This is a genomic window from Sphingomonas panni (assembly GCF_022664435.1).
GTDB classification, from domain to species: Bacteria; Pseudomonadota; Alphaproteobacteria; order Sphingomonadales; family Sphingomonadaceae; genus Sphingomonas; species Sphingomonas panni.
On record NZ_JAKREU010000004.1, the window covers coordinates 1 to 16,848 of the forward strand.

A 16,848-nucleotide genomic window follows, 5' to 3' on the forward strand; every position below is an offset into this window, starting at 1 on the left:
GGGGCGATGCCTTTGCCAGCGGCGTGCTGCACGCGCTGATGTCGGATCGCGACGAAGCGACGGCGGCGAACTGGGGGCTCGCGGTTGCGGCGCTCAAACATTCGCTGCCCGGCGATTTCAGCCTGTTCCGTCAAGCGGATATCGACGCATTCCTCGCCGGCGGGCTGGACGTTCGGCGCTGACGATCACGGCCGTTCCTTCGCGCGGGCGAGGGACTCGCACGGCTGCCGCCGAACGCTGTCCATAGGATATGCCAGCAGGCGCTCCGATGGCGTTCGCCAACTGCGCGAGCACGCCGGAATGCGGCACCGCAACACGCAACATTCCTTAACCTATGTGTCGTAATCGCGCCGCAATCGCGCCACGGTGATGCTGTCGGCGTAACGACCCGCTGTATTCCAAAGAAAAGGGGCGCCACCGTTGCCGGGGCGCCCCTTTCCGAATTCCGGTTTCCCGCGCCACATAAGCGCGGGAACGGGAATTACATGCCGTTGTGCTCGGCGGCGTTCTCGATCGCGTCCGAAGCGTCTTCGGCGTTTTCCGAAGCGTTCATCAGGTCGGCAGCGACTGCTTCGTTCGAGGTGTTCTCAGCCTGGGCTTCCAGGTTGTCCGCCAGCATTTCCAGGTTGTCCGAAGCTGCGTCCGCAGCGTTGTCGGTCGGGGTGTTCTTGCAAGCGGCGACCGAGAGGAGGCCGGCAGCGGCGGCGACGAGCATGATCTTCTTCATTCGGGTTACTCCCAGAAAATTCCATTTCGCGAATATCCCGGCGTCACCGCCGTCGCGAGATTGCCGCAATAGCGCCTTCGCAGCCGCCGTCAATCTCCAATTGTGGCAAGAATGCGGCTTTGCGACCAATGGTGGACCGTGGTAGCGGCGCGACGAACCGACGAAACCGTTCGTTTTTACCCGGATTTCCGCCGTTGCCGCTACGTCATGTTGCGCCTGCGAACGCATGGCGGGGACGGTCCCGCCCGCTGCCGTCATCTTGCGTAAAGTTTATCGAAACCTTCGGCGGGCAGGGACGCAAATCGCTGCGAATCGGCCCGGCGCCGCCGCCGTTCGGTCCATGGTGGCCGCGTTGCCAATTCGCCGCCCCGTCGCTACATCGCGCCAGAACCTTTGATACCACCTTCAGATATTCGAAACGGAGCCTTCGGCAATGGCCGTGCAGTACAGCTATGTGATGAAGGGTCTGACCAAGACCTTCCCCGGCGCCAACAAGCCGGTCCTGAACAATATCCACTTGCAGTTCCTGCCCGATGCGAAGATCGCGATCATCGGCCCGAACGGCGCGGGCAAGTCGACCCTGATGAAGGTCATGGCCGGCATGGACACCGAATTCACCGGGGAGGCTTGGGCCGCCGAGGGCATCAAGGTCGGTTACCTGCCGCAGGAACCGAAGCTCGACCCGACCAAGACGGTGATGGAAAACGTCAAGGACGGCGTGCGCCCGGTCGCGGACCTGGTCGATCGCTTCAACGCCATTTCGGCGGAAATGGGCGATCCCAAGGACGATACCGACTTCGACAAGCTGCTCGAGGAAATGGGCGAGCTGCAGGCGAAGATCGACGCGGTCGATGGCTGGAGCCTCGACAACCAGCTCGAAATCGCGATGGAGGCACTGCGCTGCCCGCCGGGCGACGCCTCGGTCGAGAACCTGTCGGGCGGTGAGAAGCGCCGCGTCGCTTTGTGCAAGCTGCTGCTCGAAAAGCCCCAGATTTTGCTCCTCGACGAACCGACCAACCACCTCGACGCCGAAAGCGTCGGCTGGCTGGAAAACTACCTCAAGGAATATACCGGCAACGTGATCCTCGTGACCCACGACCGCTATTTCCTCGATAACGTGGTCAACTGGGTCCTCGAACTCGATCGCGGTCGCTACTATACCTATGAAGCGAACTATTCCGGCTATCTGGAAAAGAAGGCCAAGCGGCTCGAGCAGGAAGAGCGCGAGGAAGCCGGCAAGGCCAAGGCGATCCAGGACGAACTCAACTGGATGCGGCAGACGCCCAAGGCGCGCCAGACCAAGTCCAAGGCGCGTATCCGGGCGTTCGACGAACTGGTCAAGAACCAGGAAAACCGCGCGGTCGGCAAGGCGCAGATCCTCATCCAGATCCCCGAGCGTCTTGGCGGCAAGGTGATCGAGGCCAAGGGCCTGACCAAGGCCTATGGCGACAAGCTGCTGTTCGAGGGTCTCGACTTCAACCTGCCGCCCGGCGGCATCGTCGGCGTGATCGGGCCGAACGGCGCGGGCAAGTCGACGCTGTTCAAGCTCATCACCGGCCAGGAACAGCCCGATGGCGGGTCGATCGAGGTCGGGCAAACGGTGAAGCTCGGCTATGTCGACCAGAGCCGCGATGACCTCGACCCGAACAAGAACGTTTGGGAAGAAGTGTCGGACGGCCTCGACGTGTTCCGCTTCGGCAAGCAGGAGCTGGGGACGCGGGCCTATGTCGGCGCGTTCAACTTCAAGGGGCAGGACCAGCAGAAGAAGGTCGGTCAGCTGTCGGGCGGTGAGCGCAACCGCGTCCATATAGCCAAGATGCTGAAGGAGGGCGGCAACGTCCTGCTGCTCGACGAACCGACCAACGACCTCGACGTCGAAACGCTGCGTGCGCTCGAAGAAGCGCTGGAGTCGTTCGCCGGCTGCGCCGTGGTCATCAGCCACGACCGCTTCTTCCTCGACCGCCTGTGCACCCACATCCTGGCGTTCGAAGGCGACAGCCATGTCGAATGGTTCGAGGGCAATTTCGAAGCCTATGAGGAAGACAAGCGCCGCCGCATGGGCGATGCGGCGGATCGTCCGACGCGCCTCGCCTACAAGAAGCTGACGCGCTGATCCGATGGCGGTAGTGGAAGAAAACGGGGCGGGGTCGGACGATCCCGCCGATGCGATCCGCTATCGCCTCGACCAGCAGCGCATTCTCGCCGAATTCGGCGGCATCGCGCTGCGCAGCCGCGATATCGACGAGATCGTCCGGGCGGCGGTCGAACTTGCCGCGCGCGGGATGCGGACGCGGCTCGCCAAGTTTTTGCACCATGACGATCAGGGCGGCGCGCTGATCGTCCGCGCCGGCATCGGCTGGGACGAAGGTGTCGTCGGGCAGGCGGAGATGGGCGACGATCTCGCCTCGCCCGCCGGCTTCGCCTTCCGCACCGGTGAGGCGGTGATCTCCAACCATCTGAGCGACGAAAAGCGCTTCCGCACGCCCGGTTTCATGGCCGATCACGGGGTCAAGCGCGCGATCAACGTGTTGGTCGAGGCCAATGGCCGCCGCTTCGGCGTGCTGGAGGTCGACAGCCGCCAGGACGGTCGGTTCGAGGAAGACGACCTCGCCTTCATGCAGGGCTTCGCCAACCTGATCGGCGTCGCCATCGAACGGCTGGAGGCCGAAGCATCGCTGCGCGCGGCGATCGAGCATCAGGAACTGTTGACGCGCGAGGCATCGCACCGGGTCAAGAACAGCCTGGCGATGGTGTCGGCCATGCTCAACCTGCAGATGCGCGAGGACGACGATCCGCGCGTCCAGCGGATGCTGGGCGATGCGCAGGCGCGGATCGTCGCCATCGGGCAGGCGCACGACCAGCTGTGGCAGGGCGACCGCGTGGGCGTCGTCGCGCTCGACCGGCTGCTGTGCGGCATCGTCGAGCAATTGCGGGAACAGGCGCCCGACCACGCGATCGAGTGCGACATCGCGCCGCTGGTCGTCAGCGGCGATACCGCGATCCCGCTGGGGCTGTTGCTGACCGAACTGGTCACCAACGCGATAAAATATGCCTATGGCGAGGGCGGCGGCACGGTCACGATCGAGACGCGCTGCGACGACGGGCAACTCCGGATGGAGGTCGTCGATCGCGGGCAGGGGCTACCGGCGGGGTTCGATCCGACCGCGGCGCGCCCGACCAGCCTGGGGATGCGGATGGTGTCCAGCCTGGCGCGGCAGCTGGGCGGCACGCTGACGTTCGACGATGCGGCACCGGGAACGCGTGTGACGTTCGCGATACCGCTGCCCGAGGCGGTGTAGGCCACTTCCGACCCGTTCGGTTCGAGCAGTTTCGAGCTTGTCGAGAAGCGTCTGTCGAGAACGGCCTGCTTGTGACACCGGCTTCTCGACGGGCGGTTCTCGACAGGCTCGAACCTGCTCGAAGCAAACGGGGTGGGTCAGGAAAGGGGGAGGCCGCCCCCCCTCACACCCGCTTGACGAACACCCCGGTATCGCGGCGCTCGACCTCGAACTCCTTCACCTTCTCGATCAGGTCCGACAACCGCTTGAACCCGTAATTGCGCGTGTCGAAGCTCGACCGGTTGGCCGCGCGCTGGCCGACTTCGGACAGGCTGGCAAAGCCGCGCTTGTCGACCTTCGACGCGTCATAGGCATCGGACAGCAGCTTCACCAGCGACGCATCGACCTTCTGGCTCTTGCGCGCCGGGGCAGGCGCGGGCTTGGCCGCCGGGGTGGCAGCCGGCGCGGCAACGCCGCCGATCGCGGGGGGCAGCGGCATGTTGGCCACGTCCTCGACATCCAGCGACGCGACATCGATGAACCGCGTGCAGCTCTCGCGGAACCCTTCGGGCGTGCGGTCGGTGCCGAAGCCATAGACCGGCACCCCTTCCTGCCGGATGCGCTGGGCAAGCGGCATGAAGTCGCTGTCCGACGACATGATGCCGAACCCGGTGATCCGGCCGCGCAGCAGCAGGTCCATCGCGTCGATGGTCATGCGCATGTCGGTGGCGTTCTTGCCCTTGGTGATGTCGAACTGCTGGAACGGTTCGATACCGTGGCGCATCAACAGCGCCTTCCAGCTCTTCAGGCCCGGCTTCTCCCAATTGCCATAGGCGCGGCGGACATTGACCGTGCCGAACTCGGCCAGCACCGTCAGCACGGAATCGAGATAGGCGGCGCCGGCATTGTCGGCATCGATCAGCAACGCGACGTTGCCGGTGGGGGCGTGATGATTGGCCATGGCGTTCGTCTATCCTGTCCGGGCGGCGGCGGCTATGCCTCCTGCAACCGCTGTTCCTCGGCCCGGCGCAACATGGTGCGGGCCAGTTCCTCCTCGCCCAGCACGACCTGGTCGACGCCGTGGCGGGTGAGATATTGCACTTCCTCCGCCGAATGCGCCCGCGACAATATGTAGAGGTCGGCATTCATGCCGCGCGCGTGCTGGACGATGGCGCCCGCCTCGAACCCGCCGGGAATGGCGATCAGCAGCTTGGTCGCCTGCGCCACGCCGGCATCGCGCAGCACATTGGGGTCGAGCGCATTGCCCAGTACCACGCTCCAGCCATGCGCCTGCGCCGTGCGCGCGGTATCGGCCTGATCCTCGATCACGACGAACGCGCGGCCCGACTCACGCAGCCCTTCCGCGATCAGTCGCCCGACCCGGCCCGCACCGATCAGCACGACATGATCCTCGCGCGCTTCCTCCCGCGCCGCCTCGCGCGCCTGCGACGGCCCCGGCTCCTCGCCCCGTCCGGCGACCGCGCCGAACAGGAACGGATTGACCATGATCGACAGGATCGCCCCCGCCAGGATCAGGTCGCGGCCCTCGCTCGGCAGGATGTTCAGGCTGGTCCCGATGCCGGCGAGGATGAACGAGAATTCGCCGATCTGCGCAAGGCTGGCGGCGATGGTCGCGGCCGTCCGATTGGGATGGCCGAACAGGCGGACGATGGCAAAGGCGGCCGCCGACTTGCCGATGACGATGATGGCGATCGTCGCGATCAACGGTCCGGGTTGTTCGACCAGCACCTGCGGATTGAACAACATGCCGACCGACACGAAGAACAGTACGGCGAACGCATCGCGCAACGGCAGCGTTTCCTGCGCCGCCCGCCGGCTGAGCGGCGTCTCGCCCAGGATCATGCCGGCGAAGAACGCGCCGAGCGCGAACGAGACGTCGAACGCCAGGGCCGCCCCGAACGCCACACCCAATGCAATGGCCAGCACCGCCAGCCGGAACAACTCGCGGGAACCGGTATGCACCACCCAGTGCAGCGCCCACGGGATTACCCGCCGCCCGACCACCAGCATCAGCGTGACGAAGCCGGTAACCTTCAGCAGCGTCATCGCGATGGCGGTAAAGATCGCACCCGGCGCGGCGGCCTTGGCCGGATCGACTGCGGCGGCCACGACGGGCAACAGGACGAGCGCCAGCACCATCGCCAGATCCTCGACGATCAGCCACCCGACCGCGATCCGTCCCCGCTCGGTCTGGACCAGCGCGCGGGCCTCCAGCGCGCGCAGCAGGACGACGGTACTCGCGACCGACAGCGCCAGCCCGAACACGATCCCGGCCATCAGCGACCAGCCGAGAAACTGCGACAGGCCCCAGCCCATCGTCGTCGCGACGGCAATCTGCACGATCGCGCCCGGCACGGCGATGCGCCAGACGGACAACAGGTCCTTCAGCGAGAAATGCAGCCCGACCCCGAACATCAGCAGGATGACGCCGATCTCCGCCAGTTCGGTCGCAATGCCCGAATGCGCTACGAAGCCCGGCGTGAACGGGCCGATCAACACGCCCGCCATCAGATAGCCGGCGATCGGCGACACGCGCAGCTTGAGCGCCACCGCACCCAGCGCGAACGCTGCGACCAATGCGGTGACGATGGTTCCGATCAGCGGCGTGTAATGCGGCATTGCGTCTCCTAGGCCGGTTAGTTGACTAGCGAACGGACGGCAGCGCGCTTGGGTTCGCCGACGTACCGAATTTGCTTGCCCGTCAATGGCAGGGGCGGCGCGGGGTCATTCGATGTCGTCCTCATATCCCGCGAGCGCGGCGATCGCCGCCGGGTCGCGGGCATGGCGCTGGCGCAGCGCACGAAGGGCGGCGTCGGTACCGGTGCAGGTTCGCTCCATGCCATATTTCAGGAATGCCGCGCGTGCCGGCCCGGTCGGCTCCTCGCCGCGCAGATGGTCGCATTCGTCGCGCTTCAGGCGGAAGGCGACGACATCGGCAGGAAGGACAGGTTTGGGGGAGGGGAGGCTGTCCGTTTGCGCCTTCGCGCCGTGAGTCTCGACGCGCACCGTCGGTTCCTGCGTCGGGGGGCCACCGCAGCCCGACAACAGCACCGCGCCGACCATTGCCATCAACCGCATCTCGCTCCCCCGACCCCATCGGCTTACGGATAGGTGATCGCCATCACCTCATATTCCTTGGCACCGGCGGGCAGCGCGACGGTCCGCACGTCGCCGACCGCGCTCCCGCGCAGGGCGCGCGCCATCGGCGAGTTCCACCCGATCCGCCCCTTGCCGGCATCGGCCTCGTCATCGCCGACCAGCTCCAGCACGCGGTGATTGTCATCTTCGTCGGCGATGGTGACGGTCGCGCCGAACCATGCCCGGCCGCGTTCGGTCTGGGCGGCGGGGTCGACGACCCGCGCCGCCTTCATCCGCTTGGCGAGGAAGCCCAGCCGCCGGTCGATCTCGCGGAGCCGTTTGCGACCATAGATATAGTCGCCATTTTCCGACCGGTCGCCATTGCCCGCGGCCCAGGCGATGACGTCGACCAGCTTGGGCCGTTCCTCGCCCAGCAGCTGGTCATATTCGGCCTTCAACACGGCATAGCCCGTCGGCGTGATATAGTTCGGACGCGGCTCGCTCATCCCGGACGGTTCTTCCCAAGATACCAGCTAAGGTTGTTCGGCCCGCGCGACCGCGCCTTCTCGGTATGGATCAGGTCATAGACGACCGCATTTTCCAGCACCCGCTGCACGTAACCGCGCGTCTCGCTGTACGGAATCTTCTCGATCCAGTCGATCACGTCGACGCCCGGCATGCGCGGGTCGCCATTGGCCCGCAGCCATTTGTTCACATTGCCCGGCCCGGCATTGTACGCCGCCACCGCCAGCGGATAGCTGCCGCCGTAATAATCGAGCATCCGCTGGATGAAGCTCGACCCCAGCGCCATGTTGTACGACGGGTCGTTCAGCGATGACGGACTGTAAGACAGCCCCAGCTTCCCCGCCGTTTCCCGGGCCGTGGCCGGCATCAGCTGCATCAACCCGCGCGCGCCGGTGCGGCTGACGGCGGTGCGGTCGAACTGGCTTTCCTGCCGCGCGATGGCGTGGATCAGCGTGAACTGGTCGCGTTGCGATGCGGTGACCGGGACCGATGGGTATCCGGCCAGCGTATAGTCGCTATGCCCGTTCAGCAGCGCGCTGCGCCCGACCATCACGGCCAGGTCGGGGCGGTCGACCGCCTTGGCCAGCTCGACCGCCAGCGCATGGTCGGTGTCGCTGCGCGCATCCTCCGCGATCTTGCGGACGAACAGGCCCTGATCGGCAACTTGCCCGGTGCGGCCGAGATAGCGGGTCGCCTTCGCCACGTCGCTGTTCATATAGGCCGCACGCACCGCCGCCGGGATCGCCGCCGGATCGGCGGTGTCGCTCGGCGCGCGCAGCGGCCGGCCGATGCGTTCGCTGGCAAGTTGTCCGTAATACAGGTCGCCCAGATCGGCGGCCTGCGCATACCAGCGATCGGCGGTGGCGCGGTCGCCCGCCGCCTCCGCCGCGCGGCCTGCCCAGTAATAGCCTTTGGTCCTGACGGTCGGCGTGCGCGATCCGCTGGCATAGCGCGCGAACATGCCCGTCGCGTCGGTCGGCCGGTTCAGCTTCTGCAACGCCACGGTGCCGGCCAGCCAGGCAAGGCTGGTATAGTCGTCGCGCTCGCCATAGGCCGCATCGGCGATGACCGTGCCTGCCGGGAACGCGTCGTCGATCTGCGACGCGATGCGATAGGCGAGGTCGAACTGGCTGTCCGCCTGCGCCGCCTTCGCATTGGTCAGCAGGACCTCGAGCCATTCCTCGACATCGCCGGGGCTGCGCGACAGGCGGCGCGGCTGGGCGAGGTAGGAGCGTGCGGCCACCGACTGGCCGGTCGCGCGCAGCCAGCTGGCGCGGTCGCCGATATAGCCCGGATCGGCGCGGTCGACGCCCGGCTGCTCGCCGCGGACGCTGGCATCCGACGCATTGGTGCGGAACGCGATGCGCGCGTCGAAGGTCGGGCGCATCGCGGCGGAGACATAGCCGATCTGCCGGCCTGCGGCGGTCGTCGCATTCTGCCACAACAACCGGTCCATCCGCGCGTCGTGATCCTGCGGCGTGAGGGCGGACGCGAACCGGCCGAGCAGCTTCGTTTCGTCATTGGTACGTAGCGCACCCCGGCGCCATGCGGCGCGCGCGGCCTCCTGCGCCTCCGCCATCCGCCCGCTCGCCGCCAGCGCTTCCGCCATGCGCAGCCGTCCGGCGGCGGTCAGCGGGGGATAGCGATCGAAGAAGCGCAGCACCGTCGCCGGGTCCTGCGCGCCATCGGCCAGCACCGTCTCCGCCGCCGCGCGCCGGCTGGTTTCCCCCGGAAATCCCGGATGGGCCAGCAGGAAGCGGGCATAGTCGGTGAAGGGATAATTGTCCGATTGCTGCAACCGTTTCCAGTCGGCCAGCACCGGCTGAATCGGGTCGTAGGCTTGCGCCTGCGCTACCGGCTGCACCATCGGTCGGGCAGGGGCGGGCAGCGGCTGCACTATCGGTGCAGGCTGCGGTTGAACGGAGATTTGCGCGGCGGGATTGAACATCCCGGCGGCCATGGCGGCGCTCGCGACGCCGGTGAGCAGGAACGCGCTCTTGAACACGGTGGTCAGCATACTGGACATGATATGGAAGCCCGCCCTATCTGTCGCCACCTTTTCGGCTCAAATCCCAGTCTGCGGAGCGCGTTTTCCATGTTTTCCGGCTCGATTCCCGCGCTCGTCACCCCGTTCGCCGACGGTCGGTTCGACGAAGCATCGTTCCGCGCCCTCGTCGACTGGCAGATCGAGAGCGGGTCGAGCGCGTTGGTCCCCTGCGGCACCACCGGCGAAGCGGCGACGATGACGATCGAGGAGCATGACCATGTCGTGCGCGTCTGCGTCGATCAGGCGCGCGGCCGGGTGCCGGTGATCGCCGGCTGTGGGTCGAACGACACCGCCGTCGCGCTGCACCACATCCATGCCGCCAAGGCCGCCGGCGCCGCCGCCGCGCTGCTGGTGCCCCCTTATTACAACCGCCCCAATCAGGAGGGGGTGTTCCGCCATTTCGAGGTGCTGGCGTCGCAGGGCGGCCTGCCGATCGTCCTCTACAACGTACCCGGCCGCACCATCACCGACATCAATGTCGAAACGGTCGAGCGCATCGTGAAGGCGTTCCCCGACGTCGTTGTCGGCATCAAGGACGCGACCGGCCAGATGGCGCGCGTCGCCGAACACCGGATGCGGTGCGGGACCGGCTTCGCCCAGTTGTCGGGCAATGACGACATGACGCTGGCCTTCATGGCGATGGGCGGCGTCGGCGCGATCTCGGTCACCGCCAATGTCGCGCCGGCGATGTGCGCGGAATTCCAGGACGCCTGCGCCGCCGGCGACTATGCCCGCGCGCTGACCATCCAGGACCGGCTGTTCCCGCTGCACGCGGCGCTGTTCAGCGATGCGTCGCCGGGGCCGGTCAAATATGCGCTGGGCCGGGTCCGTCCGGGCTTCCCGACCGACCTGCGCCTGCCGATGACGCCCGCGTCGGAAGCGTCGCAGGCGGCGGTCGATGCCGCGCTCGCCCATGCCGGCCTGATCCGCTGAGCGCGCACCGCCCCGTTGCCGTAGCGGCTGTGCAGGCCTAACACGTGGTGCATATGCCAAACGGACCCCTTGCGATTCAAACGGTTACGGGCGCGGAGATCGCCGCGCACGACTGGTCGGCCCATCCGCTCGGCCCGATCGAGGGTTGGCCGGTATCGCTCAGGTCGCTGCTGGCGATGATGTTGTCCTGCCCCACGCCGATGTTCCTGGCATGGGGGCCGGAGCTGCGCTGTTTCTACAACGACGCCTATCGCCCGTTGCTCGGCGTGCGGATCGCCGGTTCGCTGGGCGAGCGCTTCGATGTCGTCTGGGCCAATATCTGGGAAGAACTGATCCCGCTGGTCGACAAGACCATGGCCGGCGGCCATGTCGTCGCGACCGACATGAAGCTGGACCTCGCCCGCACCGGCGAGCCCGAGGATAGCTGGTGGAGCTTCACCTATTCGCCGGTGTTCGACGATGCGGGCCGCATCGCCGGGCTGCTGTGCGTGACCGGGGAGACGACGGCGCGCGTCGTGGCGGAGCGCGAACGCGCCGCCGCCGACGAACGCCTGCAACTGGCCCTGACCGCCGGGCGCAATATCGGTGCGTGGGACTGGGACGTGCAGGCGGATATGATCCGCGCCGATGCGCGGTTCGCGCTGCTCTATAATGTCGATCCGGCGGTCGCGGAGCAGGGCGCGCCGATCGCGACCTTCTTTCGCGGTATCCATCCCGACGATCTGCCCGAGGCGCAGCGCGCCATCGAACGCGCGATGGACCCGTCCGGCAACGGGACGCTGGTCGCCGAATATCGCGTTATCGACCATGACGGCAATTGCCGCTGGGTTTCGGCGCAGGGGCGCTGCACCTTCGACGATACCGGCCGTCCGCTGCGCTTTCCCGGCGTCAGCTACGATATCGACGACCGCAAGCAGGCGGAGCTGGCCGCGCTGGCGGCGAAGGCGGAGCGCGAATTCGTCCTGTCGCTCAGCGCCCGGCAACGTGCCGCGACCGATCCCGATGCGATCATGCGCTTCACCGCGCGGGCGCTGGGCGAATGGTTGCAGGTCGATCGCATCGCCTTTGCGCGGGTGGCGGCCAACCGCGTGCGCTACATGGCCGGATGGAACGACGGCGTGCTGCCGCTGCTGACCGGCGAACATTCGCTCGACCGCTTCGGCCCCAGCAACACCGCGCTGCTGCGCGCGGGACGGACGATCGTGTCCGACGAGTTCGCCATCGACCCGGCCTTCGTCGCGAGCGAGGCGTCGTCCTATTCCGCCGTGTCCGGCCTCGGCGTGCCGTTGCGGCAGGACGGCCGGCTGGAGGGGCTGCTGATCGTCGGCCACGGCGCGCCGCGCCACTGGCTGCCCGGTGAGATCGCGCTGTTGCAGGAAGTGGCCGAAATCAGCTGGGTCACCGTCCAGCGCGCCGACGCGCTCCTCCGGCTGCAGGCGAAGGTCGGGCGGCAGGACGCACAGCTCGAACGCGTCGCGACCGAACTGCACAATGCCGCCAGCGCCCGCGCCGCCGCCGAAACGCAGGTCCGCCAGTTGCAGAAGATGGAGGCGGTCGGCCAGCTGACCGGCGGCATCGCGCATGATTTCAACAACATGCTGGCGGTGGTCATCGGCGGCCTCGACATGATCGAACGGCGGATCGCTGCCGGGCGCGGCGATGTGGAGCGCTATGTCGAGGCGGCGAAGGACGGGGCGACCCGCGCCGCCGCGCTGACGCAGCGGCTGCTCGCCTTTTCGCGCCAGTCGCCGCTGTCGCCCGAACCGGTCGAGGGCAACCGCCTGGTCGCCGACCTGACCGAGTTGCTGACCCGGACGCTCGGCGAACCGATCGCGGTCGAAACGGTGCTGAGCGCCGGCCTGTGGCGCGCGGAGGCCGATCGGGGCCAGCTGGAGAACGCCATCGTCAATCTGGCGGTCAATGCCCGCGACGCGATGCCCGATGGCGGCAAGCTGACCATCGAGACCGCCAACGCCCATGTCGGCGACGATTATGCGCGGGAAGCCGACATGGCCGCCGGCCAGTACGTCATGATCGCGGTCACCGACACCGGCACCGGCATGGCGCCCGACGTGCTGGCCAAGGCGTTCGAGCCGTTCTTCACCACCAAGCCGGTCGGGCGGGGCACGGGCCTCGGCCTCAGCCAGGTCTTCGGCTTCGTCCGCCAGTCGCGCGGCCATGTACGCATCTATTCCGAACCGGGCGTCGGCACGACCGTGCGCCTGTACCTGCCGCGTTTCTATGGCGAGACGCCGACCCCCACGCCGCGCACGACGATCGAGCCGGTCCGCCGCGGCAATCCCGGCGAGACGGTGCTGGTGGTCGAGGACGAATCGCGCGTCCGCAGCTTCTCGGTCGAGGTGCTGCGCGACCTGGGCTATGGCGTGCTGCACGCGTCGAACGGGCCGGAGGCACTGGAACTGCTCGAACAGGGGGTGCGCGTCACCTTGCTGTTCACCGACGTGGTGATGCCGGGCATGACCGGCCGGGAGCTGGCCGACCGCGCACAGGCGATGCGGCCGGGGCTGCGCGTGCTGTACACGACCGGCTATACCCGCAATGCCGTGGTGCATAACGGCGTCCTCGATCCGGGCACGCGGTTGCTGCCCAAGCCGTTCGGCGTGGACGAACTGGCAAGAAAGGTGCGCGAGGCACTGGACGCGTAAAGATCCTCCCCGGCACGGGGAGGGGGACCGTCCGCAGGATGGTGGAGGGGGGTGTCCGCGTACGGCACCGCTGCGTTGCGCGGCCAACCCCCTCCACCACCGCTTCGCGGCGGTCCCCCTCCCCATATATGGGGAGGAGCGGTTGCGGTGCTTCCCCTTCGCCCCCCGACACCCTATGTCCGCTCCATGAGCCGTCCGCGTCCCCAGTTGTTCGACAAGAAGAAAACCGTCGCCGAAAACCGCCGCGCGCGGTTCGATTACGAGATCGACACGGTGTACGAGGCCGGCATCGCCCTGACCGGTACCGAGGTGAAGTCGCTGCGCTTCGGCGAAGGGTCGATCACCGAAAGCTATGCCGATGTCCGCGACGGGCAGGTGTTCCTGATCAATTCGAACATTCCCGAATTCAGCCACGGCAACCGCTTCAACCACGAACCGCGCCGCCCGCGTAAACTGCTGCTTCACGAACGCGAGATAAACAAGATGCACGGGGCGGTGGCGCGCGACGGCATGACGCTCATCGCGCTATCGGTGTATTTCAACGGAAAAGGGCGCGCGAAGGTCGAGCTGGCTCTGGCCAAGGGTCGCAAGAACCACGACAAGCGCGAGCATATCAAAGAGCGGGACTGGAAGCGTGAACAGGGAAGGTTGCTCCGCGACCGTGGCTGAACCGCAGGGCGAAGACGACCGGCGGCTGGGCGCGCGTGCGTTGCGCTGGATCGCCGCGAACATGCCGACCCGCGAATCGATGGAGGCGAACCGCTTCCTGCGGCCCGTCGCGCACCGCGTCCTCGCCCCCGAACTCTGGCGCTTCACCCGCCGCTCGGTCCCGCGCGGCGTTGCGCTGGGCATGTTCACCGGCATCCTGATCCCGCTGGGACAGATCCCCGCTTCTGCCGTACTCGCGCTTCCTTTACGCGCCAATGTGCCGGCGGCGGCGCTGACCACCTTCTTCACCAACCCGATCACGACGCCGCTGCTGTTCATCCTCTACTACAAGGTCGGGGCATGGCTGCTCCACCTCGACAAGGTCGTGCCAGGCGATCCGATCGGCGACGCGGTAAAGGCACCACCGGGCTGGCTCGAATGGCTGGTGGCGGAGGTCGGGCCGGCCACCGCGCTCGGCATGGTGGTGTGTTCGGTGATCGGCGCGGTGCTGGGCTATGCCATCGCCGCACTCGGCTGGCGGGCATGGATTGCCGCCAAATGGAAGCGGCGTGGGCATGGGGTACAGGCCTGATCTTTCCCTCCAACTTACCACCAATTTCCTCCTCCGTTTGCTTCGAGCGCAGGTTCGAGCCTGTCGAGAACCGAAGTCGAGAAGGGGTTACCCCAAACGCAGGGTTCTCGACGGACGCTTCTCGACAGGCTCGAAGCTGCTCGAACCGAACGGGAGAGGACGTCCAGCAAACCAGATATTGACGATCGATAAGCCCGGGTGCAGCATTGCGGTATCACCCGATACGAAGAGGCTTATTCGATGCGGCGTAGTTTCGTCCTCACCACCCTGCTTGCGGCGTCCGCCCTGTCGGCCTGCGCGACCACGCCGACCGGCCCGGTCGAAACCGCCGCCACCACCCCGGCTGCTGCACCCGAAGCAGCGCCCGCCCCCAAGCCCGAGATCGGCGATTTCGGCTTCGACGTGGCCGGCATGGACCGCAGCGTGAAGCCGGGCGACAATTTCTACAAATATGCCAACGGCACCTGGGAAAGGATCACCCCGATCCCGGCCGACAAGTCGAACTACGGCATGTTCACCGCATTGGACGACCTGTCCAAGACGCGCACCCGCGAACTGCTCGACGCGGCGAAGGGCGATCCCAATTCCAAGATCGGCGTCGCCTATGCCACCTATCTCGACCAGGCGGCGATTGAGGCCAAGGGGCTGGCCCCGATCCAGCCATGGCTGACCGAGATCAAGGGTCTCACGTCGAAGGCCGGCTATGCCGCGCTCGCGGCCAAGGCGTCGCAGGCCGGCGTCGGCGGGCCGTTCGGGGCCTATGTCGGCCCGGACGACAAGCAGCCGACCGTCTATGCGCTGCAGACCGCGCAGGCCGGCCTCGGGATGCCCGACCGCGACTATTATCTCTCGACCGATGCCAAGCTGGTCGAACAGCGCAAGGCCTATGAGGCGCACCTCGCCAAGATGCTGACGCTGGCGGGCGAGCCGAACGCCGCCGCCCGCGCCGCCGCGGTCGTCGCGCTCGAAACCCAGATCGCGAAGGCGCACTGGACGCGGATCGAAAGCCGCGACGCGAACAAGACCTATAACAAGATGACCGTCGCCGAGCTGCAGCGTCGCGCGCCGGGCTTCGACTTCGCCACCTATTTCCGCGGGCTGGGGGCGAACACGACCGACGTGATCGTCGCGCAGCCGACCGCCTTCACCGGCATGGCGAAGGTGATCGGCGCGGCCCCGCTCGGCGTGCTGAAGGACCAGCTGCTGCTCCGCTCGCTCGACGGCTTCTCGGGCGTGCTGCCCCAGGCGTTCGACCAGGAAAATTTCGCCTTCTACGGCACCGTCCTGTCGGGTACGCCGCAGCAGGAGGAACGCTGGAAGCGCGCGGTCGACTTCACGGCGGACGCCGTCGCCGATGATGTCAGCAAGGCCTATGTCGCGAAGTATTTCCCGCCCGCTACCAAGGCGGCGGCGGACGAACTGGTCCGCAACGTGACCGAGGCGATGGGCCGCCGGATCGACAATCTCGACTGGATGGCGCCGGAAACCAAGGCGAAGGCACGCGCGAAGCTCGCCGCCTTCACGCCCAAGATCGGCTATCCGGACCAGTGGCGCGACATGAGCGACCTTACCATCACGCCCGGCGACGCGTTCGGCAACATGCTGCGCGCGAACCAGTGGCAGCAGCGCTACAATGTGCAGCATCTGGGCAAACCGATCCAGAAGTGGGAATGGTTCATGACCCCCATGACCGTGAACGCCTATGCGAACCCGGTGATGAACGAGATCGTGTTCCCCGCCGCGATCCTGCAGCCGCCCTTCTTCGATCCCAACGCCGATCCGGCGGTCAATTACGGCGCGATCGGCGCGGTGATCGGGCACGAGATCAGCCACCATTTCGACGATCAGGGCCGCAAGTACGACGTCAACGGCAGCCTGACCGACTGGTGGACGGCCGAGGACGTCAAGCGCTTCGACGAACGCACCGCCGCGCTGGTCAAGCAGTATGACGCCTATGAGCCGCTGCCCGGAATGCATGTGAAGGGCGAACTGACGCTGGGCGAGAACATCGCCGACCTGGCCGGCCTGACCGCCGCATGGGACGCCTATACCCATGCCTATCCGAACGATAAAAAGGTGATCGACGGCTTCGGCCCCGAACAGCGCTTCTATCTCGGCTGGGCACAGGTGTGGCGCCGCAGCTACCGCGAGGCGAACCTGCGCCAGCGGCTGCTGACCGATCCGCACAGCCCGTCCGAACAGCGCGCCTGGGTCGTGCGCAACCTCGACCCCTGGTATCAGGGCTATCAGCCGACGACGGGCGAATATCTGTTCCTGTCGCCCGAAAAGCGCGTGCGTATCTGGTAAGGGCAGGGGCGTTCCGACTGAACCCC

At 66.9% G+C, this 16,848-nt stretch carries 13 protein-coding genes and 1 pseudogene; 8 read left to right on the forward strand and 6 right to left on the reverse strand.

Features of this window, described 5'->3' with window-relative positions; all coding sequences use genetic code 11:
* Window positions 1-182: pseudogene (locus MF609_RS09190) on the forward strand (sugar kinase); the annotation flags it as partial.
* A 299-nt stretch (window positions 183-481) separates the two neighbouring features.
* On the opposite strand, the gene MF609_RS09195 reads toward MF609_RS09190, so the two are convergent.
* Window positions 482-727, reverse strand: coding sequence for a putative periplasmic lipoprotein (locus MF609_RS09195; RefSeq protein ID WP_055759905.1), 246 nt, complete (start codon window positions 725-727; stop codon window positions 482-484).
* Between the two features lie 433 nt (window positions 728-1,160).
* Here MF609_RS09195 and ettA point away from each other — a divergent pair, with 433 nt between their 5' ends.
* Together ettA and MF609_RS09205 are read left to right on the forward strand one after the other, a co-directional pair.
* The gene (gene ettA, locus MF609_RS09200) at window positions 1,161-2,840 is read left to right on the forward strand and encodes an energy-dependent translational throttle protein EttA (RefSeq protein ID WP_242416022.1); all 1,680 of its coding nucleotides are present in this window, start codon (window positions 1,161-1,163) and stop codon (window positions 2,838-2,840) included.
* A gap of 4 nt (window positions 2,841-2,844) precedes the next feature.
* Window positions 2,845-4,026 (forward strand): sensor histidine kinase, encoded by a 1,182-nt coding sequence (locus MF609_RS09205; RefSeq protein WP_242416023.1) that lies wholly within the window; start codon window positions 2,845-2,847, stop codon window positions 4,024-4,026.
* Window positions 4,027-4,189: 163 nt separating this feature from the next.
* On the opposite strand, the gene MF609_RS09210 is transcribed toward MF609_RS09205, so the two are convergent.
* The 5 genes from MF609_RS09210 to MF609_RS09230 form a co-directional block, all read right to left on the reverse strand.
* Window positions 4,190-4,966: an NYN domain-containing protein gene (locus MF609_RS09210; protein WP_242416024.1), complete on the reverse strand. Its 777-nt coding sequence runs from the start codon at window positions 4,964-4,966 to the stop codon at window positions 4,190-4,192.
* A 32-nt stretch (window positions 4,967-4,998) separates the two neighbouring features.
* Window positions 4,999-6,645, reverse strand: coding sequence for a cation:proton antiporter domain-containing protein (locus MF609_RS09215; RefSeq protein WP_242416025.1), 1,647 nt, complete (start codon window positions 6,643-6,645; stop codon window positions 4,999-5,001).
* Between the two features lie 105 nt (window positions 6,646-6,750).
* The gene (locus MF609_RS09220) at window positions 6,751-7,104 is read right to left on the reverse strand and encodes a hypothetical protein (RefSeq protein WP_242416026.1); all 354 of its coding nucleotides are present in this window, start codon (window positions 7,102-7,104) and stop codon (window positions 6,751-6,753) included.
* A 23-nt stretch (window positions 7,105-7,127) separates the two neighbouring features.
* Window positions 7,128-7,610 (reverse strand): transcription elongation factor GreB, encoded by a 483-nt coding sequence (greB, locus tag MF609_RS09225; RefSeq protein ID WP_242416027.1) that lies wholly within the window; start codon window positions 7,608-7,610, stop codon window positions 7,128-7,130.
* Window positions 7,607-9,646 (reverse strand): lytic transglycosylase domain-containing protein, encoded by a 2,040-nt coding sequence (locus tag MF609_RS09230; protein WP_419723093.1) that lies wholly within the window; start codon window positions 9,644-9,646, stop codon window positions 7,607-7,609. Before MF609_RS09230 ends, greB begins: the two co-directional genes overlap by 4 nt.
* A 78-nt stretch (window positions 9,647-9,724) precedes the next feature.
* Here MF609_RS09230 and dapA point away from each other — a divergent pair, with 78 nt between their 5' ends.
* The 5 genes from dapA to MF609_RS09255 all read left to right on the forward strand — a co-directional run bounded on the left by dapA (window position 9,725) and on the right by MF609_RS09255 (window position 16,822).
* On the forward strand, window positions 9,725-10,609 hold the full coding sequence (gene dapA / locus MF609_RS09235) for a 4-hydroxy-tetrahydrodipicolinate synthase (RefSeq protein ID WP_242416029.1): 885 nt from the start codon (window positions 9,725-9,727) through the stop codon (window positions 10,607-10,609).
* A 53-nt stretch (window positions 10,610-10,662) separates the two neighbouring features.
* Window positions 10,663-13,275, forward strand: coding sequence for an ATP-binding protein (locus MF609_RS09240; protein ID WP_242416030.1), 2,613 nt, complete (start codon window positions 10,663-10,665; stop codon window positions 13,273-13,275).
* 186 nt (window positions 13,276-13,461) lie between these two features.
* Window positions 13,462-13,944 (forward strand): SsrA-binding protein SmpB, encoded by a 483-nt coding sequence (gene smpB / locus MF609_RS09245; RefSeq protein WP_242416031.1) that lies wholly within the window; start codon window positions 13,462-13,464, stop codon window positions 13,942-13,944.
* Between the two features lie 61 nt (window positions 13,945-14,005).
* Complete coding sequence (locus MF609_RS09250; protein WP_242416311.1) at window positions 14,006-14,515, forward strand: DUF2062 domain-containing protein; 510 nt, start codon at window positions 14,006-14,008, stop codon at window positions 14,513-14,515.
* A gap of 240 nt (window positions 14,516-14,755) precedes the next feature.
* Window positions 14,756-16,822, forward strand: a complete 2,067-nt coding sequence (locus tag MF609_RS09255) for a M13 family metallopeptidase (RefSeq protein ID WP_242416032.1) — start codon at window positions 14,756-14,758, stop codon at window positions 16,820-16,822.
* The last annotated feature ends 26 nt before the right edge of the window (window positions 16,823-16,848 follow it).

Excerpts from the sequence above, each read along its gene's own strand:
- MF609_RS09205 (WP_242416023.1), top strand. The coding sequence starts at position 2,845 with ATGGCGGTAGTGGAAGAAAACGGGGCGGGGTCGGACGATCCCGCCGAT.
- MF609_RS09230 (WP_419723093.1), bottom strand. The coding sequence starts at position 9,646 with ATGCTGACCACCGTGTTCAAGAGCGCGTTCCTGCTCACCGGCGTCGCG.
- dapA (WP_242416029.1), top strand. The coding sequence starts at position 9,725 with ATGTTTTCCGGCTCGATTCCCGCGCTCGTCACCCCGTTCGCCGACGGT.
- MF609_RS09210 (WP_242416024.1), bottom strand. The coding sequence starts at position 4,966 with ATGGCCAATCATCACGCCCCCACCGGCAACGTCGCGTTGCTGATCGAT.
- MF609_RS09240 (WP_242416030.1), top strand. The coding sequence starts at position 10,663 with ATGCCAAACGGACCCCTTGCGATTCAAACGGTTACGGGCGCGGAGATC.
- MF609_RS09215 (WP_242416025.1), bottom strand. The coding sequence starts at position 6,645 with ATGCCGCATTACACGCCGCTGATCGGAACCATCGTCACCGCATTGGTC.
- smpB (WP_242416031.1), top strand. The coding sequence starts at position 13,462 with ATGAGCCGTCCGCGTCCCCAGTTGTTCGACAAGAAGAAAACCGTCGCC.
- ettA (WP_242416022.1), top strand. The coding sequence starts at position 1,161 with ATGGCCGTGCAGTACAGCTATGTGATGAAGGGTCTGACCAAGACCTTC.
- MF609_RS09255 (WP_242416032.1), top strand. The coding sequence starts at position 14,756 with ATGCGGCGTAGTTTCGTCCTCACCACCCTGCTTGCGGCGTCCGCCCTG.
- greB (WP_242416027.1), bottom strand. The coding sequence starts at position 7,610 with ATGAGCGAGCCGCGTCCGAACTATATCACGCCGACGGGCTATGCCGTG.
- MF609_RS09195 (WP_055759905.1), bottom strand. The coding sequence starts at position 727 with ATGAAGAAGATCATGCTCGTCGCCGCCGCTGCCGGCCTCCTCTCGGTC.
- MF609_RS09220 (WP_242416026.1), bottom strand. The coding sequence starts at position 7,104 with ATGCGGTTGATGGCAATGGTCGGCGCGGTGCTGTTGTCGGGCTGCGGT.
- MF609_RS09250 (WP_242416311.1), top strand. The coding sequence starts at position 14,006 with ATGCCGACCCGCGAATCGATGGAGGCGAACCGCTTCCTGCGGCCCGTC.